This is a genomic window from Diaphorobacter sp. JS3051 (genome assembly GCF_015832135.1).
Taxonomy (GTDB): Bacteria; Pseudomonadota; Gammaproteobacteria; order Burkholderiales; family Burkholderiaceae_C; genus Diaphorobacter; species Diaphorobacter nitroreducens.
In genome coordinates, this window is sequence record NZ_CP065406.1 from 3,195,476 (window position 1) to 3,202,500 (window position 7,025).

Genomic DNA, 7,025 nt, shown 5'->3' on the forward strand with positions numbered 1-7,025 from the left:
CAACACCTACGACGTAGCACACAGGAACTCGGGACCATGGCGGATACCTACCAAGAGGGCGCAGGCGCGGACTTTGACCTCAGCCAGTTCTATCAGATCTTCTTCGAAGAGGCCGGCGAGAACCTGGACCAGATGGAGCAGATGCTGCTGGACCTGGACGTGGATGCCGCCAACGACGAAGAGCTGAACGGCATCTTCCGCTGCGCGCATTCCATCAAGGGCGGCTCGGCCACCTTCGGTTTTTCGGATGTGGCGGAACTCACGCACCAGATGGAATCGCTGCTGGACCGGCTGCGCCGCCACGAACTGCAGCTGATCCCGCAGATGGTGGACGTGCTGCTGGAGTCGGCGGACGCCTCGCGCAGCCTGCTGGCACGCCATCAGGCGGGCGGGCAGGGTGAGGCGGTTTCCACGCATGATCTCGTGCGTCGCATCAGCGAACTGGCGGCCGGCGCCGTGCCAGCGGCAGCGCCCGCCGCAGCGGTGCCCGCTCCAGCGCCTGTGGTTGCTGCGGCACCTGCGCCAACGCCCGCGGTTGCGCCGGTGGTGCCCGCTGCGGCGGTCCCCGGCGGCGCTCGCTCGCTGGAGATCCACATCGGTCCACTGGCCCAGGTGACATTGGCCGATGCGATCAAGGACCTGTTCCGCGACATCCCGGGCTTGGGCAGCATCAACGATCTGCCGGAAGACCGCCCCGGCATGCGCCGGTTCGCGGTGCAGACCACGTCCACGGACGAGGATCTGCTGGACCTGTTCGCATTCCATGTGGCGAAGGAGCAGGTGGCCATCCACGACGCGGCGGCTTCCGCGGCGCCTGCCGCGCAAGAGGCCCATGAGCCGCTGGAGCCATCCGCTGCGGCCCTGGCCGAGCCGTACGGCTTCTTTGCCGGCGCGCCGGGCGTGCCTGTCGAGGCCGCTCCTGCCGCCGCACCGGCCAGTGCTGCTGAGCGGCCCGCCGCGCGTGCCGCCTCCGCCGAGGCCAAGGGCGGCGCGCAGGCCTCCATGGAATCGTCCACCATCCGCGTGGCGGTGAGCAAGGTGGATCAGCTCATCAACCTGGTGGGCGAACTGGTCATCACCCAGGCCATGCTGGCGCAGAACAGCCGTGGCCTGGACGCGGGCGTCTACCAGCAACTGCTGGCAGGCCTGGCCGACCTGGACCGCAACACGCGCGACCTGCAGGAATCCGTGATGTCGATCCGCATGATTCCCATGTCGATCGTGTTCAACCGATTCCCGCGCATGCTGCGTGACTTGGCGGGCAAGCTGGGCAAGAAGGTGGATTTCGTCACCCACGGCGAGGCGACCGAACTGGACAAGAGCCTGGTCGAGAAGATCACCGACCCGCTGACCCACCTGGTGCGCAACAGCTGCGACCACGGCATCGAGATGCCCTCCGACCGCCTGGCTGCGGGCAAGCCAGAACACGGCACCATCACGCTGTCGGCATCGCACCAGGGGGGCTCCATCGTGATCGAGGTGCGCGACGACGGCAAGGGCATGTCGCGCGAGAAGATCCTCAAGAAGGCGCGCGAGCGTGGGCTGGATGTTTCCGACGCCATGCCCGACAGCGAGGTCTGGAACCTGATCTTCGCGCCCGGGTTCTCCACGGCGGATGTGGTGACCGATGTCTCGGGCCGCGGCGTGGGCATGGACGTGGTCAAGCGCAACATCACCGCGCTGGGCGGTTCGGTGGAGATTGATTCCGCTGAAGGCTACGGCATGCGTGTGTCCGTGCGCCTGCCGCTGACGCTGGCCATCATGGACGGCATGTCGGTGGGCGTGAGCGACGAGGTGTACATCCTGCCGCTGTCGTCGGTGGTGGAGTCGTTCCAGGTCAACGGTGGCGAAGTGAACACCGTGGCCCAGGGCTCCCAACTGGTGAAGGTGCGCGACGAATACATGCCCGTGGTGGCGCTGGAGAAGATCTTCCAGGTGCCGCGCCCCGACGCGAATTCCACCAGCAGCATCATGGTGGTGGTGGAGGCCGATGGCAGCCGCGTGGCCGTGCTGGTTGACGAACTGCTGGGGCAGCATCAGGTGGTGGTGAAGAACCTGGAGACCAACTACCGCAAGGTGCCCAACGTGTCGGGCGCCACCATTCTGGGGGATGGCACCGTGGCCTTGATTCTGGACACGGCTGCCCTGGTGCGCCGTGCGCGCCACTGAATTGCGAAACGCTGAACGACGAGGAGTGAGGGCATGAGTCTGGTGGACAAGGGCGCAGAGACCACGGCTGCGGGCGCGAGGGAATACCTGACGTTCCGCCTGGGCCAGGAGGAATACGGCATCGACATCCTCAAGGTGCAGGAAATCCGCGGCTATGAAAACCCCACGCGCATCGCCCATGCGCCGGCTTTCATCAAAGGGGTGACCAACCTGCGAGGCACCATCGTGCCGATAGTGGACATGCGGCTGCGCTTCAACTGTGCGCAGGCCGAGTACAACAGCTTCACGGTCGTCATCATCCTGAACCTGCGCGAGCGGGTGGTGGGCATCGTGGTGGATTCCGTGAGTGACGTGATGGAGCTGACGCCCGAGCAGGTACGCACGGCCCCGGACATCGAGAGCTCCATCGACGCGCAGTGCATCCGCGGGCTTGGCTCGGTGGGCGACCGCATGCTCATCCTGCTGGACATCGAAAAACTCATGGCCGGCATGGATATGGGCCTTGCCATGGCCGGGGACTGATGCGGCGAGCCGCAGCCTTCCCGCTATACACACGTTGACGAGCGCGCCATGAGCCTGACCGCCAGCCCCACCGCCGCGTCGCGGCGCCCGGCCCGCCCGGCTGCGGGGGGTGCTGCTCCCGTGGCCGAGAGTGGCGAAGGGCGCGAGTTCGCCTGGACCCATCAGGACTTCGCGCGGGTGCAGTCCCTGATCTACCAGCGCGCCGGCATCAGCCTGCATGATGGCAAGCACGCCATGGTGTACAGCCGCCTGTCGCGCCGCCTGCGCGATACCGGGTACGACAGCTTTCATGAGTACCTGAGCTGGCTGGAAGGCCACGACGGGCCGGAGTGGCAGGAGTTCGTGAACGCCCTGACCACCAACCTCACGGCGTTCTTTCGCGAGCAACACCATTTCGAGATCCTGGCGTCGCTGCTGCGCATGCGCTCTGCCGGGCCATGGAACATCTGGTGCAATGCGGCTTCGACCGGCGAAGAACCTTACTCGATCGCCATGACCGTCCTGGAAACCCTGGGCAACAACGCGTCTTTCAAGCTGACGGCCAGCGACATCGATTCGCGGGTGCTGGCCACGGCCGCTCGCGGGGTCTATCGCCTCGACGGTCTGAAGGGCTTGAGCCAAGAGCGTCTGCAGCGCTTCTTTCTGCGCGGCAAGGGCAGCAACGCCGGGCTGGCACGTGTGCGCCCCGAGTTGCGCAAACCCATCGAGTTCCTGAGCGTGAACCTGATCCGCGACGACTGGCCGTTCCGCGAGCCCTTCGACGTGGTCTTTTGCCGCAACGTGATGATTTATTTTGACGGCCCCACCCAGCGGCGGGTGCTGGAGCGCATCCACCGTGTGCTCAAGCCCGGCGGCATGCTGTTCGTGGGACATGCCGAGAACTTCAGCGATTCGCGCGACCTTTTTGCCCTGCGAGGCAAGACGGTGTACGAACGCATCTGATACGGGCATTTTTGACCTACCGCGAGGCGCTGGCCATCCATGAGCATCACACCCGGAGCTGATCCACGGCCCTCTGCCTTGCCGGGCGGGGGCCTGGAGCGCCGGCGCACGCCCCGCATCACGCCTCTGCCTGTGAATGCCTCCGCAGGTACCGCGCCTGCCATGACGCTCCAGGAGCTCAAGGCCTGTCCGCGTAGGCCGGGTGAGGCATCATTCTTCTTTTTCGATCACCATTTCCAGCACAACGCGGTGAAGGTCTTGCCAGGCGAGTTTTTTGTCTCGCACGACAGCCTGGCCATCATGACGGTGCTGGGATCGTGCATTGCCGCCTGCCTGTGGGACAGCCGCATGCGCGTGGGAGGCATGAACCACTTCATGCTGCCCGAGGGGGACAGCGCCGATGCGTCGGGCCGGTATGGTTCCTACGCCATGGAACTGCTCATCAATGAGATGATGAAGCTGGGCGCTCGCCGCGAGACGCTGCAGGCCAAGATCTTCGGCGGTGCCCAGGTGATGCACAACTTCACCACGCTCAACGTGGGCGAGCGCAACACCCGCTTTGTGCAAGACTATCTGGCCACGGAGCGCATTCCGGTGGTGTCGGAGGACGTGCTCGACATCTATCCGCGCAAAGTGGTGTTCTTTCCGGTGACGGGCAAGGTGATGGTCAAGCGCCTGGCGCATGCCCATCCCGAAACGCTGGAGCAGGAAGTGGTGCGGGGCAACGCGGCTACCGTGGCGCGCGCCACCAGCGGAGGCTCCGTGGATCTGTTCTGATCGGCGGCACTAACAACACAGCAAGGATTTGAAAGGCATGAGCGGCAAGATCAGGGTGATCGTGGTGGACGATTCGGCATTGGTGCGCAGCCTGCTGTCGGAGATCATCAACCGCCAGAGCGACATGGAGTGCATCGGCACGGCCAACGACCCGCTGATCGCACGCGAGATGATCCGTGAGAAAAATCCGGACGTGATCACGCTCGATGTGGAGATGCCGCGCATGGACGGCATCGACTTCCTCGGGCGCTTGATGCGCCTGCGGCCGATGCCCGTGGTGATGATCTCGACCCTGACCGAGCGCGGCGCCGAAGTGACCATGCGGGCGCTCGAACTGGGGGCCGTGGATTTCGTCGCCAAGCCACGCGTGGGGCTGTCCAGCGGACTGAACGAATTGGCGGCTCAGATCGTGGACAAGATCCGCGTTGCGGCCGTGGCCCATGTGCGGCGCGCCCCCGCGCGCAGCGCTGCCGCCATTGTCCACCCCGATGCAGGTGCCGCTCCCGCGGCGGCCCCCGCTCCCGCGGCGTCGGCGCTGCTGGGGCGCGTCTCTACCGAAAAGGTGATCTGCATTGGCGCGTCGACCGGCGGCACCGAGGCCATCCGCGAGGTCCTGATCCATATGCCGGCCGACTCTCCGGCCATCGTGATCACCCAGCACATGCCGCCAGGGTTCACCACCAGTTTTGCCGCGCGGCTCAACAGCCTGTGCCAGATCACGGTCAAAGAGGCGGTGAACGGCGAGCGGATTCTGCCCGGCCATGCCTATATTGCGCCGGGGGGGCGGCAGTTCTACCTGGCACGCAGCGGCGCCAACTATGTAGCGGTGGTGGATGACAGCCCGCCGGTCAACCGGCACAAGCCTTCGGTGGAGGTGCTGTTCAAGTCGGCTGCCGCCGTGGTGGGGCGCAATGCCTACGGCATCATGCTCACCGGCATGGGCGGCGATGGCGCTGCTGCCATGCGTGAGATGCGCGACGCAGGCAGCTACAACTACGTGCAGGACGAAGCCAGTTGCATCGTCTTCGGCATGCCGCGCGAGGCCATCGCCCATGGGGCGGCCGACGAGGTGCTGCCGCTGTCGCAGATCGCACAGGCGCTGATTGCGCGCCTGCGCGGTTCCACCGACCGGTTGCACCACCGCATCTGACCGCGGCTTCGTCAGGACGAGAGCGCGGACCAGCGCTCCAGCGCCTGCATCAACAGATCTTCGATCTCTCCGTCGCGCGTGTGCAGTGCCGTCGCCCGCGTGCCGTCTCGGCTGTACAGGCTGCCGTCCGCCAATTCATCGCGGATCGCCTTTTGCTCGGCCTCCAGTGCGTCGATCTGGGCAGGTAGCTGCTCCAGTTCACGCTGCTCCTTGTAGCTAAGCTTCTTTTTTTGTAGCTGCTCGCGCTTGTCTGGCGGGCGTTTTGGCTCGTTTTGCTCGTATTTTTCTCAGGAACCGCCGGTCCGCCCGCGAGTGAACGGCTGCGGTTCGACTGGGCCAGCCAGTCCTGCACGCCGCCCTCATACTCCCGCCACAGGCCATTCCCCTCGAACGCAAGGGTGCTGGTGACCACGTTGTCCAGGAAGGTGCGGTCGTGGCTCACCACGAACACCGTGCCGTCGTAGTCCTGCAGCAGCTCCTCCAGCAGCTCGAGGGTGCCAATGTCCAGGTCGTTGGTGGGCTCGTCCAGCACCAGCACATTGGCGGGCCGCGCAAACAGCCGTGCCAGCAGCAGGCGGTTGCGCTCGCCGCCGGACAGCGAGCGCACGGGGGAGTGCGCCCGGGCGGGGGAGAACAGGAAATCGCCGAGGTAGCTCTTCACATGCTTGCGCTGCGTGCCGATCTCGATCCACTCGCTGCCAGGACTGATGAAGTCCTCCAGCGTGGCATCCATGTCGATACTGTGGCGCATCTGGTCGAAATACGCGACCTGCAGGTTGGCGCCGCGGCGTACCGTACCGCTGTCAGGCTCCAGTTCACCCAGGATGAGCTTGAGCAGGGTGGTTTTCCCCGCACCGTTGGGACCGATCAAACCCACCTTGTCGCCCCGCAGGATGGTGGCGCTGAAGTCCCGCACGATGGTTTTGTCGCCAAAGGTTTTGGTTACGTGCGCCAGCTCGGCGATGATCTTCCCCTGGTAGCTGTTCTGGCTGCCCGAGGCGATGTCCATCTTGACGCTGCCAACCGCGTCACGGCGCGCGGCGCGATTGGCGCGCAGGGTCTCCAGTCGACTGATGCGGCTCTGGCTGCGCGTTCGGCGCGCCTCCACGCCCTTGCGGATCCAGACCTCCTCCTGCGCCAACAGCTTGTCCGCCCGTGCATTGATGACGGCCTCTTGCGCCAACTGCTCTTCCTTTTGCGCCACGTACTGCGCAAAGTTGCCGGGATAGGAGCGCAACTGACCTCGGTCGAGCTCCACGATGCGCGTGGCGATCCGGTCGAGGAACGCACGGTCGTGGGTGATCGTGACGATGCCACCCTTGAAGTCGAGTAGCAGTTCTTCAAGCCACTCTATGGAATCGAGGTCTAGGTGGTTGGTGGGCTCGTCCAGCAGCAGCACGTCCGGGCGAGCCACCAGCGCTTGCGCCAGCGCGACTCGCTTGCGTGTCCCTCCCGAGAGGGTGCC

General features: G+C 65.3%; 5 protein-coding genes and 1 pseudogene (1 of these 6 cut by a window edge). 5 read left to right on the forward strand and 1 reads right to left on the reverse strand.

From position 1 onward, the window contains the following. Nucleotides 1-36: 36 nt before the first annotated feature. Genes I3K84_RS15265 through I3K84_RS15285 form a run of 5 tightly spaced genes read left to right on the forward strand, consistent with a single transcriptional unit; the run spans nucleotide 37 to nucleotide 5,560 of the window. Nucleotides 37-2,169, forward strand: a complete 2,133-nt coding sequence (locus tag I3K84_RS15265; RefSeq protein ID WP_196994915.1) for a chemotaxis protein CheA — start codon at nucleotides 37-39, stop codon at nucleotides 2,167-2,169. Nucleotides 2,170-2,202: 33 nt separating this feature from the next. Then, nucleotides 2,203-2,691 carry a chemotaxis protein CheW gene (locus I3K84_RS15270; protein WP_011806876.1) on the forward strand — a complete coding sequence of 163 codons (489 nt, stop codon included), beginning with the start codon at nucleotides 2,203-2,205 and terminating at the stop codon, nucleotides 2,689-2,691. A 48-nt stretch (nucleotides 2,692-2,739) separates the two neighbouring features. Continuing rightward, nucleotides 2,740-3,633 (forward strand): CheR family methyltransferase, encoded by an 894-nt coding sequence (locus tag I3K84_RS15275; RefSeq protein ID WP_196994916.1) that lies wholly within the window; start codon nucleotides 2,740-2,742, stop codon nucleotides 3,631-3,633. 39 nt (nucleotides 3,634-3,672) lie between these two features. Continuing rightward, complete coding sequence (gene cheD, locus I3K84_RS15280) at nucleotides 3,673-4,410, forward strand: chemoreceptor glutamine deamidase CheD (protein ID WP_196994917.1); 738 nt, start codon at nucleotides 3,673-3,675, stop codon at nucleotides 4,408-4,410. A 37-nt stretch (nucleotides 4,411-4,447) separates the two neighbouring features. After that, nucleotides 4,448-5,560 (forward strand): chemotaxis response regulator protein-glutamate methylesterase, encoded by a 1,113-nt coding sequence (locus I3K84_RS15285; RefSeq protein ID WP_103738837.1) that lies wholly within the window; start codon nucleotides 4,448-4,450, stop codon nucleotides 5,558-5,560. A gap of 11 nt (nucleotides 5,561-5,571) precedes the next feature. Here I3K84_RS15285 and abc-f read toward each other — a convergent pair. Further along, nucleotides 5,572-7,025: pseudogene (abc-f, locus tag I3K84_RS15290) on the reverse strand (ribosomal protection-like ABC-F family protein) (it continues 432 nt past the right edge of the window).

Bases quoted from the DNA above. Each gene is read 5' to 3' on its own strand.
- I3K84_RS15275 (WP_196994916.1), top strand. From the start codon at position 2,740: ATGAGCCTGACCGCCAGCCCCACCGCCGCGTCGCGGCGCCCGGCCCGC.
- I3K84_RS15270 (WP_011806876.1), top strand. From the start codon at position 2,203: ATGAGTCTGGTGGACAAGGGCGCAGAGACCACGGCTGCGGGCGCGAGG.
- I3K84_RS15285 (WP_103738837.1), top strand. From the start codon at position 4,448: ATGAGCGGCAAGATCAGGGTGATCGTGGTGGACGATTCGGCATTGGTG.
- cheD (WP_196994917.1), top strand. From the start codon at position 3,673: ATGAGCATCACACCCGGAGCTGATCCACGGCCCTCTGCCTTGCCGGGC.
- I3K84_RS15265 (WP_196994915.1), top strand. From the start codon at position 37: ATGGCGGATACCTACCAAGAGGGCGCAGGCGCGGACTTTGACCTCAGC.